The sequence below is a fragment of the Skermanella mucosa genome (assembly GCF_016765655.2).
GTDB classification, from domain to species: domain Bacteria; phylum Pseudomonadota; class Alphaproteobacteria; order Azospirillales; family Azospirillaceae; genus Skermanella; species Skermanella mucosa.
The window spans coordinates 5050340-5076602 of record NZ_CP086106.1 but is presented as its reverse complement, the minus strand read 5'-3'; the positions used below and the strand labels follow the sequence as shown (position 1 = coordinate 5076602).

Annotated in this window: 21 protein-coding genes; 11 read left to right on the top strand and 10 right to left on the bottom strand. The window is 69.4% G+C overall.

What is annotated here, in order from left to right:
- Positions 1–32: 32 nt before the first annotated feature.
- Together JL100_RS23610 and JL100_RS23605 are read left to right on the top strand one after the other, a co-directional pair.
- On the top strand, positions 33–1433 hold the full coding sequence (locus JL100_RS23610) for a sensor histidine kinase (protein WP_202681891.1): 1401 nt from the start codon (positions 33–35) through the stop codon (positions 1431–1433).
- Between the two features lie 93 nt (positions 1434–1526).
- Positions 1527–1748, top strand: coding sequence for a hypothetical protein (locus JL100_RS23605; RefSeq protein WP_202681892.1), 222 nt, complete (start codon positions 1527–1529; stop codon positions 1746–1748).
- 77 nt (positions 1749–1825) lie between these two features.
- On the opposite strand, the gene JL100_RS23600 is transcribed toward JL100_RS23605, so the two are convergent.
- The 4 genes from JL100_RS23600 to JL100_RS23585 form a co-directional block, all read right to left on the bottom strand.
- A complete protein-coding gene (locus JL100_RS23600; protein ID WP_202681893.1) occupies positions 1826–2080 on the bottom strand; it encodes a hypothetical protein in 255 nt (84 codons plus the stop codon).
- A 316-nt stretch (positions 2081–2396) separates the two neighbouring features.
- Positions 2397–3023, bottom strand: a complete 627-nt coding sequence (locus JL100_RS23595) for a ParA family protein (RefSeq protein WP_202681894.1) — start codon at positions 3021–3023, stop codon at positions 2397–2399.
- A gap of 18 nt (positions 3024–3041) precedes the next feature.
- On the bottom strand, positions 3042–4625 hold the full coding sequence (locus JL100_RS23590) for a CYTH and CHAD domain-containing protein (RefSeq protein ID WP_202681895.1): 1584 nt from the start codon (positions 4623–4625) through the stop codon (positions 3042–3044).
- A 199-nt stretch (positions 4626–4824) separates the two neighbouring features.
- The gene (locus JL100_RS23585) at positions 4825–5868 is read right to left on the bottom strand and encodes a class I SAM-dependent methyltransferase (protein WP_202681896.1); all 1044 of its coding nucleotides are present in this window, start codon (positions 5866–5868) and stop codon (positions 4825–4827) included.
- Between the two features lie 306 nt (positions 5869–6174).
- Here JL100_RS23585 and JL100_RS23580 point away from each other — a divergent pair, with 306 nt between their 5' ends.
- Positions 6175–7368 (top strand): phosphoglycerate kinase, encoded by a 1194-nt coding sequence (locus JL100_RS23580; protein ID WP_202681897.1) that lies wholly within the window; start codon positions 6175–6177, stop codon positions 7366–7368.
- Positions 7369–7395: 27 nt separating this feature from the next.
- On the opposite strand, the gene JL100_RS23575 is transcribed toward JL100_RS23580, so the two are convergent.
- The 6 genes from JL100_RS23575 to JL100_RS23550 all read right to left on the bottom strand — a co-directional run bounded on the left by JL100_RS23575 (position 7396) and on the right by JL100_RS23550 (position 12765).
- Complete coding sequence (locus tag JL100_RS23575; protein ID WP_202681898.1) at positions 7396–8625, bottom strand: ABC transporter substrate-binding protein; 1230 nt, start codon at positions 8623–8625, stop codon at positions 7396–7398.
- Positions 8626–8670: 45 nt separating this feature from the next.
- Positions 8671–9795, bottom strand: a complete 1125-nt coding sequence (locus JL100_RS23570; protein ID WP_202681899.1) for a phosphotransferase — start codon at positions 9793–9795, stop codon at positions 8671–8673.
- A 48-nt stretch (positions 9796–9843) separates the two neighbouring features.
- Positions 9844–10494 carry a TIGR04282 family arsenosugar biosynthesis glycosyltransferase gene (locus JL100_RS23565; RefSeq protein WP_202681900.1) on the bottom strand — a complete coding sequence of 217 codons (651 nt, stop codon included), beginning with the start codon at positions 10492–10494 and terminating at the stop codon, positions 9844–9846.
- A 7-nt stretch (positions 10495–10501) separates the two neighbouring features.
- Positions 10502–11179 (bottom strand): glycosyltransferase, encoded by a 678-nt coding sequence (locus JL100_RS23560; protein WP_228421419.1) that lies wholly within the window; start codon positions 11177–11179, stop codon positions 10502–10504.
- A gap of 121 nt (positions 11180–11300) precedes the next feature.
- Entirely contained in the window at positions 11301–12422 is a 1122-nt protein-coding gene (locus JL100_RS23555) for a sensor histidine kinase (RefSeq protein ID WP_202681901.1), read from the bottom strand.
- A 67-nt stretch (positions 12423–12489) separates the two neighbouring features.
- The gene (locus tag JL100_RS23550; RefSeq protein ID WP_202681902.1) at positions 12490–12765 is read right to left on the bottom strand and encodes a hypothetical protein; all 276 of its coding nucleotides are present in this window, start codon (positions 12763–12765) and stop codon (positions 12490–12492) included.
- Between the two features lie 467 nt (positions 12766–13232).
- On the opposite strand from JL100_RS23550, the gene JL100_RS23545 reads away from it, so the two are divergent.
- The 8 genes from JL100_RS23545 to JL100_RS23510 all read left to right on the top strand — a co-directional run bounded on the left by JL100_RS23545 (position 13233) and on the right by JL100_RS23510 (position 26241).
- On the top strand, positions 13233–13535 hold the full coding sequence (locus JL100_RS23545) for a DUF485 domain-containing protein (RefSeq protein WP_202681903.1): 303 nt from the start codon (positions 13233–13235) through the stop codon (positions 13533–13535).
- Entirely contained in the window at positions 13535–15247 is a 1713-nt protein-coding gene (locus JL100_RS23540; protein WP_202681904.1) for a cation acetate symporter, read from the top strand. Before JL100_RS23545 ends, JL100_RS23540 begins: the two co-directional genes overlap by 1 nt.
- A gap of 159 nt (positions 15248–15406) precedes the next feature.
- The gene (locus tag JL100_RS23535) at positions 15407–17221 is read left to right on the top strand and encodes a putative nucleotidyltransferase substrate binding domain-containing protein (protein ID WP_228420865.1); all 1815 of its coding nucleotides are present in this window, start codon (positions 15407–15409) and stop codon (positions 17219–17221) included.
- Between the two features lie 2 nt (positions 17222–17223).
- The gene (locus JL100_RS23530) at positions 17224–17802 is read left to right on the top strand and encodes a 3'-5' exonuclease family protein (protein ID WP_202681905.1); all 579 of its coding nucleotides are present in this window, start codon (positions 17224–17226) and stop codon (positions 17800–17802) included.
- Between the two features lie 96 nt (positions 17803–17898).
- Positions 17899–18702, top strand: a complete 804-nt coding sequence (locus tag JL100_RS23525) for a substrate-binding periplasmic protein (RefSeq protein WP_202681906.1) — start codon at positions 17899–17901, stop codon at positions 18700–18702.
- A gap of 155 nt (positions 18703–18857) precedes the next feature.
- Positions 18858–21179, top strand: coding sequence for a mechanosensitive ion channel domain-containing protein (locus JL100_RS23520; protein ID WP_228420864.1), 2322 nt, complete (start codon positions 18858–18860; stop codon positions 21177–21179).
- 146 nt (positions 21180–21325) lie between these two features.
- A complete protein-coding gene (locus JL100_RS23515; RefSeq protein WP_202681907.1) occupies positions 21326–22450 on the top strand; it encodes an FIST signal transduction protein in 1125 nt (374 codons plus the stop codon).
- A complete protein-coding gene (locus JL100_RS23510; protein ID WP_202681908.1) occupies positions 22447–26241 on the top strand; it encodes a response regulator in 3795 nt (1264 codons plus the stop codon). Before JL100_RS23515 ends, JL100_RS23510 begins: the two co-directional genes overlap by 4 nt.
- The last annotated feature ends 22 nt before the right edge of the window (positions 26242–26263 follow it).

The following is a 26263-nucleotide window of genomic DNA, read 5'->3' as shown; positions in this document are numbered from 1 at the left end:
CCTTCCCCAACGGAACGGATGCGCCGCCGGCCATGATCCTTCGCAAGTTCGCCTCCAGCCTGTCGGCCAAGCTGCTGGTCATGACCATCCTGTTCGTCATGCTGGCGGAGGTGCTGATCTTCGCGCCGTCGGTCGCCCGTTTCCGCCAGGTCTGGCTGGAGCAGAGGATGGCGGCCGGCCATCTCGCGGCCCTGACGATCGAGGCGGCGCCCGACCAGATGGTCACCGAGGAGCTGGAGACGAAGCTGCTCGCCCATGTCGGCGCCTATTCCGTCGATCTCGAGCTGCCGGACGAGCGCATCTACATGCTGAGCACGACGCCCGCTCCGCCGGTGGCGCAAGCCTACGACCTGAGGCGGGCCACATGGTTCGACATGATCATGGACGCCGTGGCCCTGCTGGTCCGCCGGGACGACCGGGTCATCCAGGTCGCCGGGGTCTCGCCGAAGGACGGCGGCGCCGAGGTCGAGCTGGTGCTGGACGAGGCCCCGCTCCGCGCGGAGATGATCGATTTCGCCGAACGGATCCTGGCCTTGTCGGTGCTGATCTCGCTGATCACCGCGGGTCTGGTGTTCCTCAGCCTGAACGGCCTGATGGTCCGGCCGATGCAGCGGATCACCGCCAGCATGATGGCGTTCCGCCGCGATCCCGAGGACCTGTCGGCGACCCTGCCGCCGACCGTCCGGGCGGACGAGATCGGCATGGCCCAGCGCGAGCTGATCGACATGCAGGCGGCGCTGCGCTCGGCGCTGCGCCAGAAGGAGCGGCTCGCGGCCCTCGGCACGGCGGTCACGAAGATCAACCACGACCTCCGCAACATCCTGTCCACCGCGGCGCTGGTTTCGGAACGGCTGGCGGTCAGCGAGGATCCGGAGGTCCGCCGGGTCACGCCGCGCCTGATGCAGGCTATCGACCGGGCGGTCGAGCTGTGCAGCCAGACCCTGGCCTATTCGCGCGATGGCACGCTGCCGCTCAGGCGCGCGGCGGTGCCGCTGGCCGAGATGGTGGAGGAGGTCGGGGCCGAGCTGGCGCCGGCCGCCGGCACCCGCATCGCCCTGGTCAACCGGGTGCCGCGGGGACTGAAGGTCCAGGCAGACCGCGAGCAGCTTTCCCGCGCGCTGGCCAACCTGGCGCGGAACGCGCTGGAGGCCGGCGCCACCGAGGTCACGGTCGCCGCGGCGGCGCCGGAGGATGATGGCGGCCGGCTCGCCCTGACGGTCAGCGACAACGGGCCGGGCCTGGCGCCCCGCGCCCGGGAGAACCTGTTCCAGCCCTTCGCCGGCTCCGCCCGCGCCGGCGGCACGGGGCTCGGCCTGGCGATCGCCCGCGAGGTCGCCCGCGCCCACGGCGGCGACATCCGCCTGGCCGGGAGCGATTCCCGCGGCACCTGCTTCGTCCTGGAACTCCCGCTGGCCGGCACCCCGCCGACCTAAGGATCGATTGCGACGATCGCGGCGTTTGCCTATTAGAGATGGGCAATCATGGACGGTGGCGGCGAGCCGCCTTGCGGAACGGAGGAGAGTACGGTGGACAAGATCGGCACATGGGTGACCAACGGCATCGTCGGCGTGATCGGCCTGATCGGGCTGTTCGTGGCGTCGCGCGCAGCGGATCACACGTTCTATTACATGGGGCTGATCGTTTTCGCGGTGGCCGTCGGCGTGATCTTCTTCTCGATCCGCCGGGCCTTCGACCAGGCCGGCGCGCGTCCGCGGGGACCGGGCGACACGGCGGCCCACGAGAACTGAGAGCGGACGTCGGAAATGAAAAGGCGCGGCACCCCAGGGTGCCGCGCCTTTTTCCCGACCCGAAGGGCCGTCAGCGATCAGGAGTTGATCGTGATCGAGCCGATCGAGGTGTTGTCGCTCACGTCGCCGCCCAGGGCGCCCGCGGCGGCCGAGGTGGAGCTGGCATCGCCGCCGAAGCCCGACGCGGTGCCCGAGGACGAGCCGTTGCCGCTGCCGAAGGCCGAGGCGGAGCCCAGGCCCGCGCCGCCCAAGCCCATGGAACCCGAGGTGGAGTGACCGAACGCGTCGCCGCCCGACTTGCCGCTCTGCTCAACGCCGACATTGGTGCTCATGATTTTCTCCGCTGATCGAAGGTCTGTTTCGTTTCGCCGTCGGCACCGTCGCCGTCCGCCGATGCTTTCCTTATCAGCAAGGCGCATGCCACTTTCGAAAGTGGTGGAAAAACCGCTGCCCCAGCGGCTTTCCGCGGGGCCAGGGTTCCATCGGCCCGGATCTGAGCCGGATAGACCGTCGAGTTTGCTGGAACCCGTCCAGTAATTTTGGACTAACCCATCCGGGGTGCGGAGTGCGCCGGAGGGGTATGGTCCGGCAGGAGGCGGTGTTCCGAGGGGGGCTCCCGGCGCGGGCGGGACCGGGCTCGCCGGACGGCTATTCCACCAGCGCTATGTAGTCGAGCAGCGGTTCCCAGTCGGTGCGGTAGTCGCCGACCCGCTTGCCCTTGAGGTCGAACAGGCTGAGGCCGGTGGCGGCGGTGTCGGGATAGAGCTGGGTGTCGCGGATCCGGGTCACCACCTTGTGGCCGACGCCGTCCAGGAACTCGTCCAGTCGGTCGGCCGACTTGGTCCGGGCGCGCAGCCGGTTGCCGACCACCGCGACCGCCTTCTTGTTCTTCGCGATCGGCTTCAGCTCTTCCAGCTTGTCCAGGAAGCGCCGGGTCGCCTGCTCGTCGAAGGTGCTGGGCAGCACCGGGAGCACGATGATGTCGGCCAGCTTGACCAGTTCCTCGATCTGCTTGGTCTTCAGCGCGGCCGGCGCGTCGATGACCAGACGGCCCGGACCCTTGGGCGGAGTCGCCAAGTCCTTGCTCCAGTCCAGCCCGGTCAGGGGGGCCGCGTCGGCCGGACGGCGGTCGACCCAGCCCAGGCTGGATTTCTGGCGGTCCACGTCGGCCAGCAGGGTATTCTGCCCGGCCGTCGCGAAGGCGGCGGCCAGATGGGTCGCGATCGTGGTCTTGCCGCAACCGCCCTTGATGTTGGCGACGAGGACTGTGAGCATGGTGGCGGCGATCCTATCCTAGCCGTTCGACGGCTTCGACCAGAAAGGCCTGGCCGAGGCGAAATTCTCCCAGTCCTGGACCAGCCGCGGCTCGATCTGCGCCACTCCGCGCGCATGCCAGCCGATCACCATGCCGCCGCCGATGCGCCACAGGCCGGAGCCGCCCGTCTGTTCGTTGGCCAGCCGGCCCATCAGGGTTTCGGCGGTGGCGACGTCGTTAAGGTGGCCGAGGTCGTCCTGCAGGGCGGCGAGCCGGCGCAGATACTTCGCCGTGGCCTTGTCGCCGTAGAGCGAACGGAAGAACTCCGCGGCGTAGCGCAGCTTCTTCAGGGAGATGCGAAGCTCGTGCCGCTGCTCGGCCCGCAGGTGGGCGAAGCCGGCGCCGCGCCGGCGCGCCTGCTTGTGCCGCTTGGCGAGCAGCCCGTCGGCCAGATCGGTGACCGGGGCGAACAAGCGGGCCGCCTCCTCCGACAGCGGCTGCTGGCGCCAGGAGCGCGCCTCCAGCCAGCTTCCCAGCTTGAGCAGCAGGGTGGTGTAGCGGGGCGACAGGATGGCCTCGCGCGCCCGCCCGTAGGCCCGTTCCCTGCTGGCCAGGGCCGCCTCGCGGAGCGCGGTCAGCGGGCCGCCCCGGGCGGCTTCCTCGTCCAGCGCGCCTTCGACCGGGGCCAGCAGGTCCGCCAGGAAGACGTCCCAGTCCCGCGCGTTGCCGAGTTCGCCGGCCAGCCACTTCACCTCGCCGGCCAGCCAGTCGTACTGGCCCGGCGGCACCAGCTTGCGGAACAGCCCCAGGGCGGAGCGCAGGCGGCGCAGCGCCACCCGCATCTGGTGGACGCCCTCGGGGTCCGCGCCCTTGAGCGCCGACGCCTCGTTCAGCACCATGTGGCTCAGGCAGTTGCGCATGATCGAGGCCAGCGCCTGCTCGGCGGTATGCTCCGGCGTCAGCAGCAGCTTCTGCGCCTTGACCGCCGACTCGGTCTCCCCCGCGGCCAGGGCGTAGCCGCGCTCCGCCTTGGTGCGGGTCTCGATCCGCAGCGGCGCCACGCCCGACAGTTCCAGCGCCAGGTCGAACAGGGCCTGGGGGTCGCCGCCTTTCAGCTCCAGCTCCAGTTCCGCCAACGGCATGACCTCCCCGCCGGACGTCCGGATCTCGCCCTGGTCGATGGCGACCTCGATCACGGTTTCGGAGCCGTGGCCCGCGACGGCGTTCAGCATCCGGACCTGCCGCTTGACGTGGCTGGCGAAGACCGGCAGCAGGTCGGCCTGGGTGACCGTACCCAGAAGGCGCAACGGCTCCTCGTCCGTCACGGCGGCGAGATCGGGTTCGGCGGTCGGCACCGCGCATTCCCACTCGCCCCGGCTGAATACGCCGCCGGCATGCTGGTTGGCGGCCTTGATGGTCTGGACGAAGCTGCGTCCCTGCTTGCGTACCCGCAGCGTCACGTCGCGGCTGCGCAACCTCAGGTCTTCGGTGTCGTAATAGACGCTTTCGAGGTTCTTGGCGGCCGGACGGCCCGCCGATCCGGCCAAGGCCGGGGAATTGCGGAAGCGGGGCAGATGCTGCGGTTCGACCCGCAGCTTCAGCTCGATCTCCTGGCTTGCCATTCTTTCGTATCTCTCAACCCGGGGCCAATGTCAGCCCCTGAGGTTTGTCATGAAACTGAAAACATTGGAAAACTTTATAGGAGACAGCCGATATACAAACAATATGTAATATTACTGTCATAAAAATGTAATAAACATGCTTTCGCCGGCAAGACGACGGCGGCGGAGTGCTGGTGTCGCCGTACCGCCGCCGATGCTATCACCGCTTGCGCAATACCACCACCTTGGACATGAACGCCAGCGTGGTTTCGACGACTTCAAGGCCGGCTTCGGAGAACAGCGCGCCGATGTCCTGCCGGATGTAGTCGTCGTAGTAAGGTTCGTAGAAGGCCAGCGGGAACAGGTCCAGCAGGCCGTCGTAATCCGGCCGGTCGCCCTTCTGAAGGGTTTCGACGAACACCAGGATGCCGTCCCGCTTCAGCACCCGCGCCATCTCGGCCGCGGCGGCGGCCCGCACCTTGCGGGGCAGTTCGTGGAACAGGTAGATGCAGGTGACCGCGTCGAAGGTCCCGTCCGGGGCGGGTATGCCTTCCGCCGCGGCCTGGACGAACCGGGTGCGGGACCAGGGGCTGAGCAGTCGCCGGGCCTGGCGAAGGTAGTTCGGGCTCAGGTCCAGGGCCGTGACGTCCAGCCGGGGGTAATTGTCCTTCACGAAGGTCAGGAAGCGCCCCGTGCCGCAGGCCACGTCCAGAAGCCTGCACTCGGAGACCCGGCGCTCCCGGAAATGGTGGTGGAGCGGCACCAGCGCCTGCCGGCGCATCGCGTCCGCGCCGCCGCCGAACAGTACCTCCACCTGATGGTCGTACAGTTCCGCCGAGTGGTCGCTGAGATAGCCGTCGGTCTGGTAGTGGAAGTTCTGCATATAATAGCGCGGCAGCTTCGCGCCCTCCGCCCGCCGCTCCTCGAAGACCTCGGTGGCGATCCGGCCGCGCCGCCGCCGCCGTACCTCCGGCAGGTCCTGGAAGAAGCGGACCGCGTCGCGCAGCACTTTGCGCGGCGGCTCCACCATGTCGTGGGGCATGCGGTAATAGCCCGCGTCGATGTTGGCGAAGTCGCGGCGCATCAGCGCCCGCAGGTCCGCAAGGATGGTCGCCCGGTCCGGCGTCTTCAGCCCGGCCGGTACCCGGTCCTTGGGAACGGCCCGGCCGTCAAGCTTGGCCGCCAGGAGGTACTGCCCGAAGAACCACGAGATGCGGGCGGTCTGGCTGAGGGCATAGGCCGCGCGTCCTGCCGGTCCGATCATGGTCGAAGCTCCGTCAACGTTGGCGATCATATCAGAGGTATGCCGGTTTGCCGCGGCGCCAAGGCAAGAGAAGGCAAGCCAAGTCGAGCGGGGCCCGGCCGGGCCGGGGAGGCGGGGGCCGTCGATTTCGATACGGGTAGCCTGTCATAGTCGCCGCCCGGTGCGGCGGCGGGACATTGATTTGCCGGGCCGGTTGTGGTTGGTTCCCATCGCTGCGACCGGCATCATGAAAATGCCACGAAGACACCCTGCGACATCTTTGGCGATCCACTTGGCGCTGAATTCACGAGGAATGGGACGGAACCGATGAGCGGCTTCAAAACCCTTGATGACTACCAGTTCGACGGCAAGACCGTCCTGGTCCGGGCCGACCTGAACGTGCCCATGAAGGACGGCGCGGTTTCGGACACGACGCGCATCGACCGGCTGGCTCCGACCCTGACGGAGCTGTCGAAGGCCGGCGCCAAGGTGGTCGTGCTGTCCCACTTCGGCCGGCCCAAGGGCGGCCCGGATCCGAAATATTCGCTCCAGCCCGTAGTCGACGCGGTTTCCAAGGCGGTCGGCCAGAAGGTCGCCTTCGCGCCGGACTGCGTCGGGCCTCAGGCCAGGGAGGCGCTCGCCAAGCTCCATGGCGGCTCCATCATCGTGATGGAGAATCTCCGCTTCCATCCGGAGGAGGAGAAGAACGATCCCGGCTTCGCGAAGCAACTCGCCGAGCTGGGCGACATCTATGTCAACGACGCCTTCTCCGCCGCCCACCGCGCCCACGCCTCGACCGAGGCGCTGGCCCGCCTGCTGCCCAACGCCGCCGGCCGCCTGATGGAGGCCGAGCTGAAGGCGCTGACGCTGGCGCTGGAGAATCCCGAGCGCCCGGTCGCCGCCGTTGTCGGCGGCGCCAAGATCTCCACCAAGCTGGACCTGCTTGGCAACCTGGTGCGCCGGGTCAACCTGCTGGCGCTGGGCGGCGGCATGGCCAACACTTTCCTCTATGCCCGTGGCACCGCGGTCGGCGCCTCGCTGTGCGAGAAGGACATGGCCGAGCAGGCGCGCGAGATCATGGCGATCGCCGAGCAGGCGGGATGCGAGATCCTGCTGCCGCGCGACGCCATCGTCGCGAAGGAGTTCAAGGCCGGCGCCGAGAGCCAGGTGGTGGCGATCGACCAGGTGCCCGCCGACTCCATGATCCTGGATGTCGGCCCGGCCACGGTCGAGTACGTGACCCTGAAGCTCCAGGGCTGCCGCACGGTAGTCTGGAACGGCCCGCTCGGCGCGTTCGAGACCCGGCCGTTCGACGCCGGGACCAATGCGGTGGCCGGCAGCGTCGCCGCGCTGACCAAGGCGGGCCGGGTCCTGAGCGTGGCCGGCGGCGGCGACACCGTGGCGGCCCTGGCCGCGGCCGGCGTCGAGGATGCCTTCACCTATGTCTCGGCCGCCGGCGGCGCCTTCCTGGAATGGCTGGAAGGCAAGGACCTGCCGGGCGTCGCGGCGCTCAAGGGCTGAGGCCGGGAAGATCGAAGTCCGGGAGCTTCAGCTCCCGTACCGCTTCGTCCATTGCTGCTCGATCCGCACCATCCACGAGGGGTGCGGTTCGAGCTGGGGCGTGCCCAGCTCCTCGTCCGACAGGGTCGCCGCGCCCCGGGGCAGGGCGTCGAACCGCCGGCGGTCCTCCGGATCGAGCCGGTCCAGGTCGAGCACGGTGAAGTCGCCCCACACGGCGGGATCCTGCTTGCGGATCTGGGCTTCCGGCGACAGCAGGAAATCGGCCACCACCATGGCGGCCTCCGGCGCGTTCGCGTTGTAGGGGATCGCTACGAAGTGCGTGTTGCCGATCGTCCCGCGGTCCAGCACGAAGGTGCGGACCGAGGACGGCAGCAGGCCGCCGGCGATGTCGCGGGACGCCTCGCCGGGATGGAAGCTCAGGGCCATGGCGACCTCGCCGTCGGCCAGCATCTGCTTCAGCGCCGGGCCGGTCGCCGGGAAACTCCGGCCACCGCGCGCCAGGTTGGGGTGCAGCCGGTCGAGGAACGACCAGAGCGGCGCCGTCACCCGATCGAAGTCGGCATCGTCGGCCGGCCGCTGGAGCCGCGCCGGGTCGGCCGTCACCTCCACCAGCATCTGCTTCAGGAAGGTGCTGCCGATGAAGTCCGGCGGGCTCGGATAGCTGAAGCGGCCGGGGTTCTCGCCGGTCCAGTCCAGCAGGGCGGCGGCGCTGCGCGGCGGATCCGCGACCTCTTCGGAATCATGGACGAACACGAACTGGGCCATGCCCCAGGGCGCCTCCATCCCGTCGGTCGGGATGGTGAAGTCGACCGTGGTGGTCGGCTTGCCCTCCGTGTCGATCAGGGGCGCGTTGGGCAGTCGGTCCACGAAGGGGCCGTGCAGCAGCCCGTTCTCCTTCATGGCCGCGAAGTTCTCGCCGTTGATCCATACCAGGTCGACCGAGCCGCCCCGGTCCTTGCCGGCCGCCTTCTCGGCCAGCACCCGGGACACGACATCGGCGGTGTCGGTCACCTTGACGTGGCGCAGGTCGATGCCGAAGCGGTCGCGCACCTGGCCGCCGACCCAGCCGATATAGTCGTTGATCCTGGGGTCGCCCGCCCAGGCGTTCCAGTACACGGTCTTGCCGCGCGCGGCCGCCAGCGTCGCGTCCCAGCCGGGTGCCGGGGATGACGGCGCCTGGGCGCCTGCCGGCACGGCGCTCAGATGAAGCCCCGCCGCCAGGACGGCGGCGGCGAGCAGGGGGAAGCGAATCGGCATGGGCACGGTTCCGAAGTCTCCTGTCGATGTTCAGCTTTTGGGGGTTCAGCTTCTGGTGGTTTGGCCCGGCAGAGGGAGCAGGTCGGTCAGGGGATTGGCGGTGAGCCATTCCGACCGGACGGCGGCGATGGTGACCGGATCAAGGTAATCAGCCACCCGGCCGGCGACATGGTCCACCAGGGCCGCGTCGCTGAGGGCGGCCGACCAGTCCTCGGCGCTCTCGGCACGGTCCTTGCCGGCCTTGGCCGCCGCCCGCGACTCGACACGCCACTTGGCGCACCAGGTCACCGACCATAGCCACATCACCCGCCGCAGCGGCAGCAGCCAGGGACGGCAGGAGTCCGCCAGGGAGGCCTCCACGGTTTCCAGCCACAGCGCGTAGGCGGCGGCGATGTCGGCGGTGCCGAGCACGGCGTGGGAGGAGACGTCCCAGGTGGTCGAGGTATAGAGCGTGGCGTGCGCCAGGTCGAAGCCGGCCGCGCCGTAGCGGGCCTTTTCCAGGTCGACCAGGACGGCGGTGCCGGGAGCGGTGCCGGACCCCGAGCCGGCTATGAGGAAGTTGCCGGGATGGGCGTCGAACGAGATCAGGGTGACCGGGGGCCTTCCGCTCCGGCGCGCGAAGTCCTCCGCCCAGGCGAGTTCCTGCCCGATGGCGGCGCTGGCCTCCGGGTGGAGCCCGGCGGCGTCCAGGTGCCGCGCCTGGGCCGTCACTTCCCCGAGCGTGGCGCCGACCGGGTCGTCCAGGTCGCGCAGCGGGCGGCGGGCCGGCGGAGGCGGCACCGGCAGCCCGTGGATCGACGCCAGGGCGCGGACGATCGCGGGCAGGTCGGCCGGCAGGACGGGAGGGCGGCCGACGATCTCGTCGACCACCAGCGCACCCATCGGCACCGTCGCCTCCGGCAGCATCACGGCGCGCAGGCCGGGCACGTGGCCCCCCGGTCCGGCGCGTTCGAAGCAGGCCGCCTGGTAGGTCAGGTTGGACGCCGCGGACAGGCCGAGCTGGCTCTGCTTGGGCACCCTCAGGAGGACGCCGTGGCCGGCCACGCGCACATGATCGTGAGCCAGCCCGGTGGTTGGAAGGGGCGCCAGGTCTTCGAGACGGACATCCCCGTATCCGGACAGCCGGATGAGCCGCCGGTGCAGGGCCTGTAGCAGGGGCGTCGAGATCATGTGAGACACTATGGCCGTTCGGCGCCCGCGGTGATAGGGCATCAACATTCACAACGGCGTGAACGCCCGATTTTCCGCGCCGCGACGCCAGCGGCGCCAGGCGGCCGGATCGTCCACGTCCTCCAGCAGGTCCAGCGGCGGCCCCGCCTCGCCGGGGCGCAGGTTGGCGAGCGTGTCGGACAGCGCGTGCGGACCCGACCAGCGGACGCCGGCGAAGATATCGCGCGGTTCGGCCGGCCGGCGGCGCGCGCCGACCAGCCAATAGCCGCCGTCCGTCGCCGGCCCGAATATGAAGGCGCGGTTCCCCAGCGACCGGAAGGCGGCGGCGACGTGTTCCGGCCGGACCGCCGGGATGTCGCTTCCGATCACCACCACCGGGCCGGGCGGCAGGCCGACGGGCGGGCGGCGCATCGGGCGGCGCATCCGCTCGCCCAGGCCGCCGGTGCCCTGGGGGAGCGGGCGGACCCGATTCGGCAATCCCGGCGGCAGGCGCGCGTGGTCGGGCGTCAGGGCCAGCCAGACGGTCCAGCGTGGGTCCCGGCCGAGCCGGCGCAGCAGGGCGGGGAGGGCGGTGCGCTGGAAATGCACGGCGGCGACCGGGCCGACATGGGCGGCCAGGCGCCGCTTGCCGCGCCCGAGGCGGGCTTCCCGCGCGAAAACCACAAGGTGGCGCGCGGTCGGGGCGGGACCGAGGGTCATCGCGGGCTCACCCGTAGAGCCGTCGGACGGCGTCGGGCGGCAGGCCCGCCAGATACAGGGCGAGGCAGCCGAGGTTGCGCAGCGGCCGGCGGACATAACCGCCGCGCCGGTAGCGTTCCGCCGACGTGGTCACGGCGAAGGGGAGGGGGACCAGGCGGCGCCGGCCGATCCGGCGTACCATCGCGACGTCCTCCATCAGGGCGATGGCGGGGAAGCCGCCGGCCGCGCGGTACAGGTCGCAATGAATCAGCAGGCCCTGGTCGCCGTAGGGCAGGCCGAACCGGCGGCACCGCCACTCGACCAGCCGCTCGATCCGGCGGGCCGGCGCCGCGCCGTCGTCCAGCGCGAACCGCCCGTAGCCGGCGCGTTCGCGGTTTTCCGGCGCCGCGGCGAATCGGGCCGCCTCGTCGGCCCAGGACGGGTCGGGCACGCTGTCGGCGTGCAGGAAGAACAGCCATTCCGCCGCGCCGTCCGCCAGCAGGGCCGCCGCGCCGGCGGCGAGCTGGGAACCGCGTCCGCGCGGCGCCCGGACGACCCGCGCGCCGTGCCGCCGGGCCGTCTCCGGAGTGCCGTCGGTCGAGCCGCCGTCGGACACCAGGATCGGCCATCCCGCGGCAGCCGCGGCCGGACCGATCGCGTCCAGCGTCCGGCGCAGGCCCCCGGTGCCGGGCCGTTCGGCGTTCAGGGTGGGAATGACGATGCCGAGGGTGGACAGGGATGGCTCCTGCGGGGCGGAGTGAGCGTCCGGCGCTAGTCTATCACCGATCCATCCGCCATCAATCCATCCGCCATCAATCCATCCGCCATCAATCCGTCTGCGGCAGCTGGATTTCGACCTCCGTGCCGCGTAACGGCCGCAGGGGAGAGCCCGACCCCGCGGCGGACGCGAAGCGTAGCCGCGCGCCGACCTGTCGCGCCAGGGTATGGACCAGCAGCAGGCCCAGGCCGCGGCGCGACGCGGCACCGCCTTCGTCCAGGCCGACGCCATTGTCGCGAACCCGGATGGCCTTCGCCCGGGGTTCGCCGCTGACGGCGATCTCGACGGTGCCGGTCCGGTCGGCTTCGCCTGCGCCGGGCGGATAGGCGTGGGTCAGCGCATTGGCGACCAGTTCGGACACGATCAGGGCAAGCTGCCCGGCGGCCTTCAGGGGAACGAGCCCGGTCCCGCCCGTCACCCGCACGGCTATCCCGGGAAAGGGACCCAGGTCGGCCGTCATCCTGTCGCATACCGTGGCGAGGAGCGGCCCGATCGGCAAGTCGGCGGTGCTGCTGTCGTCGAACACCAGGCCGTGAACAAGGCTCATGGTCTGGATCCGCCCGAAGCTCTTCCGCACTTCCCGGGCGCTCGGCTCCTCCAGGCGCGAGGCTTGCAGATTGAGCAGGCTCGATATGACCTGGAGATTGTTGCGGGTCTGATGGTGGATCTCGTGGATCAGGGCATCCCGATCGGCGAGCGCGGCCTTCAGGTCGGCGGTGCGCTGGTCAACCTGGCGTTCGAGCGTCTCGTTCAGGTCGCGCAGCCGGGTGTTGCTCTCGGCCAGTTCGCGGGACGACTGGTCCAGTTCCTCCAAGGCGACGCGGAATTCCTCCTCGGCGGTCTCGGCTTCCACGCGGCTGGCCAGCAACTGCCGCTCCAGCGAGCGCCGGAAGGTCCGATCCTCGTCGCGAAGCCGCCGCATCTCGGCGAGTGCCCGCTCGGTCCGGCACAGGTGATCGGACATGGCTTCGAGACGGGCTTCCAGGGTCGCGCAGGCCTGCACATACAGGGTCGCTTGTTCGCGCAGGTCCTCGGCTTCGATCTGCGCCTGCTCACGCTCCAGCCCGGCGATCACCAGTTCCCGCCGCAGATCATCGAACAGGCGGCAGGTTTCCTCGGACGGCTCCTCCCGATATCGGTGTCGAGCTTCCTGCCTGGGGGGGTGGGCCATGCTCAAGTCCGACCGCAAGCGGGAAAGGCGGTGCCCGGTGCCGCGCCCGCCCGCCCGGAGGGGCCGCCTAGATCTCCGGCCCCATCTCCGCCACGGTCTCCATGGTCCTGGCTTCCGGCCCGGATTCCAGACCGCGCCGCGAGGTCCAGACCAGCGACGCGTTGGAGCCCGGCAGCTTCACCAGGACAGCCGCCGGCTTCTTGCGGCCGGAGACCTGCTCCGCCGCCTCGATCGCGTCGGCCGTCGCGTCGTGCCGGCTGAGGTAAGGGCCGTGACTGTCGGTCCCGTTGTCCACGTACCATTTGCCGACCCGGGAGGTTACGAAGAATTCGTTGGTAACCATGCTCTTCCCCGCTGTGCATGGAGTCATGGAGGAGAAACATCCCGCCGGAGCTTCCGTGACCTGCAGCCCTCGGGATAAGTCGCCTGAGCGCATGGCCTCTTGCCTTACGGGATGCCGGCATCTGACTATTGGTCGAATCATAGGTCCAATGGTCGGCGGTCATCGGATCTCCTTGTTCTCGCCCTGCCCCGGCTGGACCGCACTGCCGTGACATTCCGGGCCGTGACATTCCGGAGATCAACACGCCGGCGCGGAGATGGTCGCGGGGGAGGGGTGCCGCCATCGAAGAAAACCTCGGATGGACCCTTGCCGCCACCGCAGCGCAGCGGTGCTTCGGCGAATGCGCCGCAACATTTAACAATTGATCCAGATCAGTCCCATTGCGCGAAGCTTCCGGTACGATCCCGCGACTAAAAGCAGAGCTTCATTTCTGACATGGTGCTCGGACAAATCGAGGGGACCCCCGGATGCAGCGAGAATTAACAACAAAAATCAGGAACAACCCCAAATTCGCGGAGCTGACCCAGAAGCGCACAGCTTACGGTTGGTTCCTGTCGATCGTGATGCTGGTAATCTACTACGGCTTCATCCTCCTGGTGGCGTTCGCTCCCAAGGCCCTGGGCACGCCCGTCTTCGGCGTCATCACCATCGGCATTCCGCTCGGCGCGCTGATCATCGTGTCGGCCTTCGTGCTGACCGGTATCTACGTCCGTCGCGCCAATTCCGAGTTCGACGAACTGAACCGGCAGATCATCGAGGACCTGAAATAATGAAGCGCGTCATCGCAGCATTCGCGGCGGCATCGGCTGTCGCCGCGGCCGCCCTGGCCGTTCCGGGCTCGGCGTTCGCCGCCGACGCGATCAGCGGCGCCGTCCAGAAGTCGGCGACCAACTGGACCGCCATCGTCATGTTCCTGGCCTTCGTGGCGGGAACCCTGGGGATCACCTACTGGGCCGCGTCCAAGACCAAGTCGGCCAAGGACTTCTACGCCGCCGGCGGCGGTATCACCGGCTTCCAGAACGGCCTGGCGATCGCGGGCGACTACATGTCGGCGGCCTCGTTCCTCGGCATCTCGGCGCTGGTCTACACCTCGGGCTTCGACGGGCTGATCTACTCCATCGGCTTCCTGGTCGGCTGGCCGATCATCCTGTTCCTGATCGCGGAGCAGCTGCGCAACCTCGGCAAGTACACCTTCGCCGACGTCGCCTCCTATCGCCTCCAGCAGACCCCGATCCGCACCCTGGCGGCCTCCGGCTCGCTGGTCGTCGTGGCGCTCTACCTGATCGCCCAGATGGTCGGCGCCGGCAAGCTCATCCAGCTCCTGTTCGGCCTGCAGTACAACTACGCCGTCATCCTGGTCGGCGTGCTGATGGTCATGTACGTCACTTTCGGCGGCATGCTCGCCACCACTTGGGTGCAGATCATCAAGGCGGTCCTGCTGCTGTCCGGCGCGTCCTTCATGGCGCTGATGGTGCTGGTGACCTATAACTTCAATTTCGGCGCGCTGTTCCAGGCCGCGGTGGACATCCACCCCAAGGGCATCGCGATCATGGAGCCCGGCACCCTGGTCAAGGACCCGGTCTCGGCGATCTCGCTGGGCATCGCGCTGATGTTCGGCACCGCGGGATTGCCGCACATCCTGATGCGCTTCTTCACCGTCGCCGACGCCAAGGAGGCCCGCAAGTCGGTCTTCTACGCCACCGGCTTCATCGGCTACTTCTACATCCTGACCTTCATCATCGGCTTCGGCGCCATCGTCCTGCTGATGAAGGACCCGAGCTACTTCAAGCTGGGCGCCGACGGCGTTTCCTACGACAAGCTGAAGGACATGATCGGCGGCACCAACATGGGCGCCATCCATCTGTCCAAGGCGGTCGGCGGCGACCTGTTCATGGGCTTCATCTCGGCGGTCGCCTTCGCCACGATCCTCGCGGTCGTGTCGGGCCTGACGCTGGCCGGCGCTTCCGCCGTGTCGCACGACCTCTACGCCTCGGTGTTCCGCCGCGGCCGGGTCAACGAGGTGCAGGAGATCCGGGTGTCGAAGATCTCGACCGTGGTCCTCGGCATCCTGGCCATGGTGCTCGGCATCGCCTTCGAGCAGCAGAACATCGCCTTCATGGTGGGCCTCGCCTTCGCCATCGCGGCCTCGGCCAACTTCCCGATCATCGTGATGTCGATGTTCTGGAGCAAGCTGACGACGCAGGGCGCCCTGGTCGGCGGCTTCCTGGGCCTGATCAGCGCCACCGTGATGGTGATCCTGGGGCCGACCGTGTGGGAGAGCGTGCTGGGCAACGCCAAGGGCAGCGCGCCGTTCGGCTACGACAACCCGGCGATCTTCTCGGTCACCCTGGCCTTCGTCGGGACCTGGTTCTTCTCGATCATCGACAAGAGCCAGAACGCCGCCGACGAGGCCGCCGCCTACGAGGCGCAGTACATCCGCTCCCAGACCGGTCTGGGCGCCGAGGGTGCTTCGTCCCACTGAGTGCAGGCAGTCTGCGCCCCCCGCAGTCTGCGCCATGGTGTCGCGGGGGAACGCTCCCCCGTGACGCAGGCTCTCGCCAAGACGCCCCAAGGCTGCCAACCTTGGGGCGTTTTTCTTGGACCCCGTTTTTCCGACCTCCAACGCCGAAGGTGCGCCGACGTGTTCGAAGCCTTCAGTTTCACGATCGAGCCGTTCGACCGCCTGACCCCCGCCGAACGGGACCAGGTCATGGCGGTCTCCGATATCGCCGTCTGGCCCAAGGGCGCCGCTGTCCTGCGCGGGGAGGAGGCGTCCGGCCACCTGCATGTCGTGCTCAAGGGCCTCGTCCAGGAGCTGAGCGGGACCGAGGTGCTGGCCGCCTACGGTCCGGGCGAGAGCTTTGACATCAAGGCCTTGCTGGGATCGGCCGGCACCAGCACCTTCGTCGCGCGCGAGGACACCGTCTGCCAGCTGCTGCCGCAGGAGAGCTTCCTGGACCTGGCCCGGACCAACCCCGGCTTCGGCGCCTGGTTCCACCAGGAGATGATCGACCGGCTGCGCGACCTGGCGGTGCGCCAGGCGAACCGCGAGATGACCTCGTTCATGATGGCCCGCATCCGGCAGGCCTATATCCACCCCGCCGCCTATGTGGGCGCCGACTGCAGCGCCCGCGACGCGGTCGCGGCCATGAAGGCCACGCGCTCGACCTCGCTGCTGGTCCGGGAGGAGCCGGGGGACGCCGGGACGCCCGCGCGGGTCGGCATCCTCAGCGACCGCGACCTGCGCGACGCGGTGATCCTGGACGGGGCGCCCGTGACCTCGCCGGTCGGGCCGCTCGCCAGCTATTCGATGATCTCGCTCGACATCGACGATTTCCTGTTCAATGCCCTGGTGGTGATGACCAAGCACGGCATCCGCCGCGTCGTGGTGACCGAGGGGGAGGCCATCGTCGGCATCCTGGAGCAGGTCGACCTGCTGGGCTTCCTGGCCAACAACTCCCACATCGTGGCGATCCGGGTCGAGCGGGCCTCCGACCTGGCGGACCTGCGCGCCGCCTCCGCGGAGATCCCGACGCTGATCCAGGCCCTGCACGGCAACGGCGTCAAGGTCCAGTTCATCGCCGAGATGGTCACGGCGCTCAACCGCCGGATCTTCGCCAAGCTGTTCGAGCTGCTGGCCCCGCCCGACCTGCTGGAGAATTCCTGCCTGATCGTGATGGGCAGCGAGGGGCGCGGGGAGCAGATCCTGAAGACCGACCAGGACAACGGCCTGATCCTGCGCGACGGCTATACCTGCCCGGACCTGGAAAGGATCACGGCGGAGTTCTCCCGGTCGCTGATCGAGTTCGGCTATCCCCAGTGTCCGGGCGGCATCATGGTCAACACGCCGGAATGGACCCGCCCGCTGGCCGGATACCGGGCGGCGATCCACGGCTGGGTCTACCATCCGGACGAGGCGGCCCAGCTCAACCTGGCGATCTTCTACGACGCGGCGCCCGTGGCCGGCGACGCCACGCTGCTCGACCAGGCGCGCGACTACCTGATCGAGACGCTGTCCGCCAACGACATGTTCTTTTCCCATTTCGCGCGGCCGACGCTCAGCTTCGACACGCCGATCGGGTTGTTCTCGCACCTCAAGGGGGAGCAGCTGGACATCAAGAAGGGCGGGATCTTCCCGCTCGTCCATGGCGTGCGCAGCCTGGCCCTGGAGAAGCGCCTGCAGGAGCGCAACACGATCGACCGCATCCGGGCGCTCCAGACGCTGGGCGTGTTCGACGCGACCCTGGCGACCGAACTGACCGAGGCCCTGCTGGCGATGCTGGAGCTGCGCCTCAAGCTCCGGCTGGCGGCCGGCGAGACCGGCACCCAGACCGACAACTTCATCCGGCCGGACCAGCTGAACCGGCTGGAGCGGGACCTGTTGAAGGATTCGCTGTCGATCGTCAAGCGGTTCAAGGAATTCATCACCTATCACTTCCACTTGAAGATGTTCTGATCATGCTGTCGGACCTGCGCAAGTCGCTCAACCGCCGCCACCTGACCGATCCCGCCTACGCCTTCCTGTTCGACGAGGACACCAGCGGCGAGTCGGTCGCCCTGGCGGTGGGCGCCAGCTCCTTCGACGCGGAGCGCGCCGATCTGCTGGAGGTCGTAGCGATCCCGATCCGCGGCAATCGCCTGCTGACCAGCCGGCGGCTCCACCTCAAGGTCGGGACGTCGGCGCCAAATCCCGCCCCCTCGGTTCAGGAGCGTGCGGATCAGGAGCAGGCGGCGCTCGAACTGCTGCGCTTCGTCGGGGCGCGGCCGCTGGTGGGATATTACCTGACCTTCGCGGTGGCGCTGATAGACCGGCTGGTCAAGCCGCGGATCGGCGTCCAGACTCCCAACCCCGTGGTCGAGGTGTCGGGCCTCTATTACGATCATCACCGGCCGTCGGCCGGCCGGCCGACGGCCGATCTCCGGTTCGACGCGATCCTGCGCGACCTCGATCTGCCCGAGCGCGGGACTCCCGGTCCGCTGGCCGATGCCGTCTCCTCCGGCCTGATCTATCTGACATTGCGCCCGCCTGCCGCTTGATGCCGCAGTGCGGCACACGGAGATGCGGCGGTCGTTGCCAAGCTTCCGCACTTGGGATTGAATGAGGCGAGAGGCCATCAACCCCGGAGGCAGAAGATGGCACGGTCATTCAAGCTGCTGCGACTCGTGCTCCTGCTGTGTCTCCCGGTCCTGATGCCGCTGCCGGAGCCGGCAGCGGCATTGGATCTGGTCAACATCGTGCTGGCGCCGCTGCCTCCCTTCATCGTCGAAGGGATGCCGCCCGACCGTCCGCAAGGCCTCGTCACCGACATCCTGTCCGAGGCTTTCCGGCGCGATGGCCGATCCGCCCGGTACACCTACATGCCGGCGTCCCGCGCCGAGCATACCGTGCGCAACGGGCGGGCGTTCGCCACCGTCATCTGGGGCGGTTTCGGCCGGGATGCCCGGGACTTCGTGCTTTCGGAAAGCCTGCTGGAGGCTTCGGTCAGCGCCTTCGTCGGGACCGGCTATTCCGGCCCGCCGCTCGACAGCTTTCCGGCCATCGCGGCCCTCCAGCTTGACGGGCCGGGGCGGCTGAGGGTCATCGCCATCCATGGCGACCCGGTGCAGGACAGCCTCGTTGCCGCCGGCGTCGAGATCGAGGACGTTCCCAGCATCGCGTCAGCCCTGACCCTGGTCGTCCGGGCGCAGGGCAGGGTCGTCCTGGTGACCTTCACCGACCCTGTCCTGCTGACCGCCCAGGAGAGCGGCGTCGCCCCGTCCGCCTTCCTGGAGTTCCCCATCAGGCGGACCGAGTTCCGCCTCGCGATCGCCCGCAGCCGGGCGGGCGCCGCCGGTCTCGTCGAGCGCTTCGACGAGGCGCTGGCCTCGATGCGCGAGGACGGCTCGATCGACGCGATCCGCGCCCGCTACGTCAGTTTCCGGCCGCCGACCGACTGAGCCCGATCAATCTACCTCATCCGATTTTTCCACCGTCGCAACGAATCGCGGCGTGGCGGGTTTTTGGCTCGACAAAGACACACCCCGCCGGGTGGCTTGCCGTGGCCGCCCGCGTTAACGTCGCGTTTTCCCGAAATCACGGATCAAGCGAACGGATGATGATCGACCGTAACTTCGGCCGGTCGGTGCTCGGCCTTCTGATGGTCCTGCCCCTGCTGGCCCTGCTGCTGTGCGGCACGCCCGCCTCCGCCCAGGTTCCCTCCGCGGCGCTGCCGGGGGCCTCCGCGCCCGCGGCACCCGCCGCCGAGCCGGAGGACCCCACCCGGCAGATCCAGGATCTGCTGGCCACCCTGGAGGACCCCGCCGCCCGCGAACGCCTGACCGCCCAGCTCCGCACCCTGTTGCAGACCCAGCAGCAGACCGGGCCGGAGGAGGTCGAGCCGCCCAGCTCGCGGGTGCTCGAATTCATGTCGGAGCGGGTCGGGCGGCTCAGCCGGCAGATGATCGCCATCGGCGCGGTGTTCGCCGACCTGCCGGACACGGTGGAATGGCTCCAGGGGCAGGCGACCGACGAGATGCGCCGCGACCGCTGGATCCAGGTCGGGCTCCAGCTCATCCTGGCGGTCGGCGTCGGGTTCCTGGCCAGCGCCGCCATGTCGCGCCTGCTGCGCCGCGCCCGGCTGTCGATCGAGAACCGGCGGAGCGAGCGCGTCCTGTCCCGCCTGCCGCTGGTGGTCCTGCGCACCATCCTCGAGCTGGTGCCGATCGGCGTCTTCGCCGTCGCCGGGTACGGCACCCTCTCCGTCACCGATCCGCCGTTGGTGGTGCGGCTGGTCGCCCTGATCGTGATCAACGCCACCATCCTGATCCAGCTGGTCCTGGCGCTGACCCGCGGCGTGCTGGAGCCCACCGCGCCGAACCTGCGGATGCTCCCCATCGGAGACGAATCGGCCCACTACGGCTATATCTGGGCCCGGCGCCTCGCCTATACCGCGGTCTACGGCTACTTCATCTCGGAAGCGGCCTACATGCTGGGCCTGCCCAGCGGCTCCTACGGGGCGCTGCTGAAGCTGGTCGGGCTGGTGATCACCGGCATGCTGGTGATCCTGATCCTGCAGAACCGGCGCGACGTCGCCGAATGGCTGCGCGGCCGCCCGCTGGGCGGCGGGAGCGGCGGCTCCGTCGAGGCCCAGGAGATCGCGGCCGGAAACCGCAGCGGGGCGTTCCGCGCCGCCCGGCGCCGGCTGGCCGATGTCTGGCACATCCTGGCGATCCTGTACCTGGTGGTGATCTACGGGATCTGGGCGCTCAGCGTGCAGGACGGGTTCGAGTTCATGTTGCGGGCCACAGGCCTGTCGATCCTGGTGCTGATCGCGGCGCGCATCGTGGTGAACCTGATCGACGCCCTGATCCGCCGCGGCTTCTCGATCTCGCCCGAGGTCAAGCTGCAGTTCCCGCACCTGGAGGAGCGCGCCAACCGCTACCTGCCGATCCTCCAGCGGGTGATCAAGGCGGTGGTCTGGTTCTTCGCCCTGCTGGCCCTGCTCAACGCCTGGGGCGTCGACAGCTTCGCCTGGCTGGAGTCGCCGATCGGCCAGCGCATCAGCTCGGGCGCCGTCTCGATCGGAGTCGTCCTGATCCTCGCCGCCATCGCGTGGGAGGTCACCAGCAACCTGATCGAGCATTACCTGACCGGGACCGACCGCTACGGCACCCGGATCGAACGCAGCGCCCGGGTCCGCACCCTGCTGCCCTTGCTGCGGAACGCCGTCATGGTGGTTCTGATCACGGTGGTGGCCCTGGTCACCCTGTCGGAGATCGGCGTCAATATCGCCCCGCTGCTGGCCGGTGCCGGCGTCATCGGCCTGGCGATCGGCTTCGGCTCCCAGACGCTGGTCAAGGACGTCATCACCGGCCTGTTCATCCTGTTCGAGGACACGATCTCGGTCGGCGACGTGGTGGACGTGGGCGGCGGCCACAGCGGACTGGTCGAGGCGATCACGATCCGCACGATCAAGCTGCGCGACCAGGCCGGCGGCGTCCATTCGATCCCGTTCAGCCAAGTCAACTCGGTGCTGAACCTGACCAAGGACTTCTCCTACTACGTCATGGACATCGGCATCGGCTACGGCGAGGATGCCGACCGGGTGATCGGCGTGATCAAGGACCTGGGCGCCGAACTGCAGGCGACGCCGCAGTTCGGCCGGCTGATCCTGGAGCCGATCGAGATCCTGGGCGTGGACGCCTTCCGCGACAACGCCGTCATCATCAAGGCCCGGATCAAGACCCGCCCGATCCAGCAATGGACCGTCGGGCGCGAGTTCAACCGCCGCATGAAGCGCCGGTTCGACGAGCTGAATATCGAGATCCCGTTCCCGCAGCGCACGATCCACATCCGCAACGACGGCCAGGTGTCGGCGGCGGCGGAGTTGCCCGCTCCCGCCGGATCTCCGCCCCAGGCGCTCCGGGCTCGATGAGCAACCTAAGGATTGCACTGATCGGACGGTGCTTCCCGTTTCGGAAAGGATATGTGGATAAACGCGACGCATGCGGGTAATCCTTGTGACCGTTGGTCAATGCCGTCGGCGCCGATGCCCGCGGCCGTTCACCGGAGTTGCGGGATATGCGCGTCAAACAGCTTGCCTGGACGCCGGGGCAGGGGTGGGAGGACTTCGGGCCTTCCGACGACCTGTCCCGGGCGGACTTCGTCCTCTACTTCTTCGCACCCGGCGTCCCCGACCTGACGGATCGCCTCGCCGAACTCGCGGAGCGGTTTCCCGGAGCACCCCTGGTCGGATGCTCGACCGGCGGCGAGATCATCGGGGAAGAGGTGTTCGACGGCTCCGTCGTCGCCTCCGCGGTCTCGTTCGACGCGACGCCGGTCCGGATCGCCAAGGTCGAGATCGGGGAGGACGAGTCGCGCGCCGTCGGCCGCCGCCTCGCCGCCGAACTGCCGGGGGACGGCCTGCGCGCCCTGTTCATCCTGTCCGACGGCACGCGGATCAACGGCAGCGACCTGATCCGCGGCCTGCAGGAGGTGCTGGGCGCCGATGTCACGATCACCGGCGGCCTTGCCGGCGACGGCGCCGATTTCAAGGTCACCCATGTCGGCGCCGGGGACCAGCCGCGGCCCGGGCGGGTCGCCGCCATCGGCCTGTACGGCGACGCGGTCGCCGTCGGCCACGGCAGCTATGGCGGCTGGCAGCCCTTCGGGCCGGAACGCCGGATCACCGGTTCCGCCGGCAACGTGCTCCACACCCTGGACAACCAGCCGGCGCTCGACCTTTACAAGCGCTATCTCGGCGACCTGGTGCCGGAGCTTCCCGGCTCGGCGCTGCTGTTCCCGCTGCGCATCGTCCGCCCCGACGGCGGCGAGGTGGTCCGCACGGTGGTCGGAACGGACGACGCGACGAACACCATGGTCTTCGCGGGCGACGTGCCCGAGGGCAGCGTTGCCCAATTGATGCGGGCCAGCTTCGAGAAGCTGATCGACGGCGCCGGCGAGGCCGCCGGCATGGCCGCAGCACCCGAGGGGACCCATCTGGCGATCCTGGTGTCCTGCATCGGCCGCAAGCTGGTGCTGGGCCAGCGGGTCGCCGAGGAGGTCGAAAGCGCCGCGGAGATCCTGGGCGGGGGTGCCCGCACCCTCGGCTTCTACTCCTACGGCGAGATCTCGCCCCAGGCCCGCACCGGCGCCTGCGAGCTGCACAACCAGACCATGACGATCACCACCATCGGCGAAAGATGAGCCTGCACCGGCTGCTGGAGCGCCAGCTCAAGCGGGCGGCACGCGGACGGCCCGACGGCCAGCCCGACATGGCGGCCCTGTTGGAGATGGTGGACGCCGCCTATACCGAGGCGGACCAGGAGCGTGCCCGGATCGAGCGAAGCACCCGCCTGATGGAGGAGGAGCTTGAGGCCGTCAACCGCCGCATCCGCGCGGAGGGGGAGGCGGTCGCCCGCACCATCCTGGACAATGTCGGGGAAGGGATCGTCACAGCCGACGACCGGGGCATGATCGAGAGCGTCAACCGCGCGATCGAATCCATGTTCGGCTATGCCGAGCACGAGCTGCGCGGCCGGAACCTGACCCTGCTGATGGCGCCGGCCGACGCGGCACCCCATGACGGCCAGGTCGCGGCCTACCGCGACTCCGGCAGGGCGCGGATCATCGGCCGGCAGCGGGAGGCGGTGGCCAGGCGGCGGTCCGGCGAGATCTTCCCGATCGAGCTGGCGGTGGCCGAGATCACGCTTGCGGAAGGCCGCAAATTCATCGGCGTGATCCGGGACATCACGCTCCGCAAGGAGGCAGAGCGGGAGATCCGCGAGAGCGAGCGCAGCTTCCGCCATTTCGCCGCTTCGGCCTCGGACTGGTTCTGGGAGATGGGCGCAGACCTGCGCTTCACCCGGTTCCTCGGCAATTTCGAGGCGGTGCTGGGGCCGGAGGCCGAACTGTCGGTCGGCCGCACCCTTGGCGAGCTGATGGGGGCCGGCGAGCCGATGGCGGCGGATGCCGGCCGGTTCGCCGACCTGGAGGCGCACCGGGCGTTCCGCGGACTGACCGGAGCGTTCCGCGACGCGGGCGGCACGGTCCGGACCATCAGCATCAGCGGGACGCCGCTGTTCGACGACGGCGGGAGCTTCGCCGGATACCGCGGCACCGCGACCGACATCACCGCCTCGGTCGAGGCGGAGCAGCGGGTGACCGAGGCCGAGGCCAAGCTGGCCGCCGCCATCGCCAGCATCTCGGAGGGGCTGGTGCTGTTCGACGCCGACGACCGGCTGGTGCTGTGCAACCAGGAATATAGAAGGATGTTCGCGCCGGTCGCCGACCTCCTCCGGCCCGGGCTGCCCTTCGCCGAGGCGCTGGAAGCCGCGGCGGCCAGCGGCCACTACGCCGACCGCCCGCCCGAACGGGCGGCGGAATGGCTGGAGAGCCGGTCGCGCGCCCATCGCCGGGCCGACGGCATGCCGTTCCTGCATCATTTCGCCAACGGCGTCTCGATCGAGAGCACCGAGCGCCGAACGCCCGACGGCGGCACCGTCGGCATCTATGTGGACGTGACGGAGCGCCGCCGCATCGCGCGCGAGCTGGTCGAGGCCAAGGACAGGGCGGAAGCCGCCGACCATGCCAAGTCGGAGTTCCTGGCCGCCATGAGCCACGAGATCCGCACCCCGATGAACGGGGTCATCGGCATGACCGGCCTGCTGCTGGACACCGCACTGACCGGCGACCAGCGCTATTACGCGGAGACGATCCGTGAGAGCGGCGAGGCGCTGCTCGCCATCATCAACGACATCCTGGACTTCTCCAAGATCGAGGCCGGCCACCTGGAACTGGAGGAGACCGAGTTCTCCATCCTCGACGAGGCGGAGGCGGTGGTCGAGCTGCTCGCCCCTCGGGCCTTGTCCAAGGGCATCGAGATCGTCAGCTTCGTCCCGCCCCGGCTCCACAAGCTGGTGCGCGGCGATCCCGGCCGGCTGCGGCAGATCCTGCTGAACCTGGTCGGCAACGCGGTCAAGTTCACGGAGAAGGGCGTCGTCTCGCTCCAGGTCATCGACCTCGCGGATCCCGGTGCCGACGACACCGGCGAGGTCGCCGGGGTGCGCTTCGTGGTGGACGACACCGGCATCGGCATCCCGCCCGAAGCCATGGGCCGCCTGTTCCGCCATTTCTCGCAGGTCGATTCGACGACGTCGCGGCGGTACGGGGGAACCGGACTGGGGCTGGTGATCTCCAAGCGGCTGGTCGACCTGATGGGCGGCACGATCGGGGTGGAGAGCACGGTCGGCCGGGGCTCCACCTTCTGGTTCGAGCTGCCGCTGCCGCGTACCGGGCAGGCCCCCGCCGCCCGGCAGGCCGACTGGTCGGTGCTGGCGGGGCGGCAGGTGCTGATCGTGGACGACACCGCGGTCAACCGGGACATCATGGCGCGCCAGCTCGCCCCCTGGGGCGTCGAGACCCGCACCGCCGTCTCGGCCGCCGAGGGACTGACGATCCTGCGCCAGGCCAGCCGGGCCGGGCAGCCGCTCGACGCCGTCCTGCTCGACCACAACATGCCGGAAATGTCCGGCATCGACCTGCTGGCGATCCTGCGCGCCGATCCCAGGCTGCGCGGCCTCAAGGTCGCCCTGTGTTCGTCGTCGGGCGTCGGCAGCCTGAAGGACGAACTGGTCGGGGTCGAGGTCGACGCCCTCCTGCACAAGCCGCTGCGGCACACCACCCTGCTGACCCGGCTGGCCGAACTGCTGGGCGGCGCCGCGCCGGAGGGGGCCGATCCGGCGGAGGTCCCGGCCGAGGCGGCGGCGCCGGCCCGGCGGCTGCGCATCCTGGTGGCCGAGGACAACCAGGTGAACCAGCAGGTCGCCACCGGGCTGATCACCCGGCTGGGGCATCGCGTCGATATCGCCGCCAACGGCCGCGAGGCGGTCGAGGCGATCTGCAACCTGCCCTATGATCTGGTCCTGATGGACGTCCAGATGCCGGAGATGGACGGGTACGAGGCGACCGCGGCGATCCGCAGGCTGAAGGGCGGCCGGGCCGAGGTGCCGATCATCGCCATGACCGCCAACGCGATGGAGGGTGACCCGCAGAAGTGCCTTGCGGCCGGCATGGACGATTACCTGCCCAAGCCGGTGGACCGCCGCAAGCTCGCCAACGCCATCGGCTATTGGGGGCACCGGCGCGGCGGAGGCGGCGCGGAGCCGCCCGCGCCGCCGGCCCAACTCCCGGCCCAGATCCCGGTTCCGCCGCCGGCTTCCGCCGGGATCGAGGCCGGTCCCGAAACCGCGATCCTGGTGGTCGAGGACGACCCGATCAGCCGGCGCATCCTGGCCGGCCTGCTGAAGGAGGAGGGGCGCCGCATCGACGTGGCGGTCAACGGGCGGGAGGCCGTGGAGGCGGCGTTGCGCCGGCCCTACCACGCGATCCTGATGGACATCCAGATGCCGGAGATGGACGGCTTCGCCGCGACCCGCGCGATCCGCGCCCTGCCGCCGCCGGCGGGCTCCGCCCCGGTGATCGCCATGACGGCGGATGCGGAACTGCTCCAGGGCGAGGAGTGGCGCGCCTGCGGCATGGTCGATTTCGTGACCAAGCCGATCAACCGCAAGCTGGTCAACGAGAAGCTGGAGCACTGGGCGGCACGTTCCGTTCCCGCCGCCGAACCCGGTCCGGCGGACCATCTGGTGGATGCGGAACGCCTGGCCGACTTGGCCGACGCCATGGGTTGGGACACGGTTTCCGACCTGATCGACCTGTTCCTGGAAGCGGGGCGGGAGGCGGCATCCGGCATCCGGGCGGCGCTGGCCAGGGGCGACCTCGCCGCAGCGGGCAAAGAGGCCCACACCCTGAAGGGCTCGTCGAGCAATGTCGGCGCGGTCACCGTCCAGGCGATCGCGCACCACCTGCTCGACGTCTGCCACGCGGGCGACGGGGCGGCGGCTTCCGCCCTGGCGGAACGCATCGACGCGGCGCTCGCCGCCGCGGAGGAACCGCTCCGCCGGGCCGTTCGCCTCCACGACAATCCGCTGCCCTGACGATTTCTCCCAAGGATCAGTT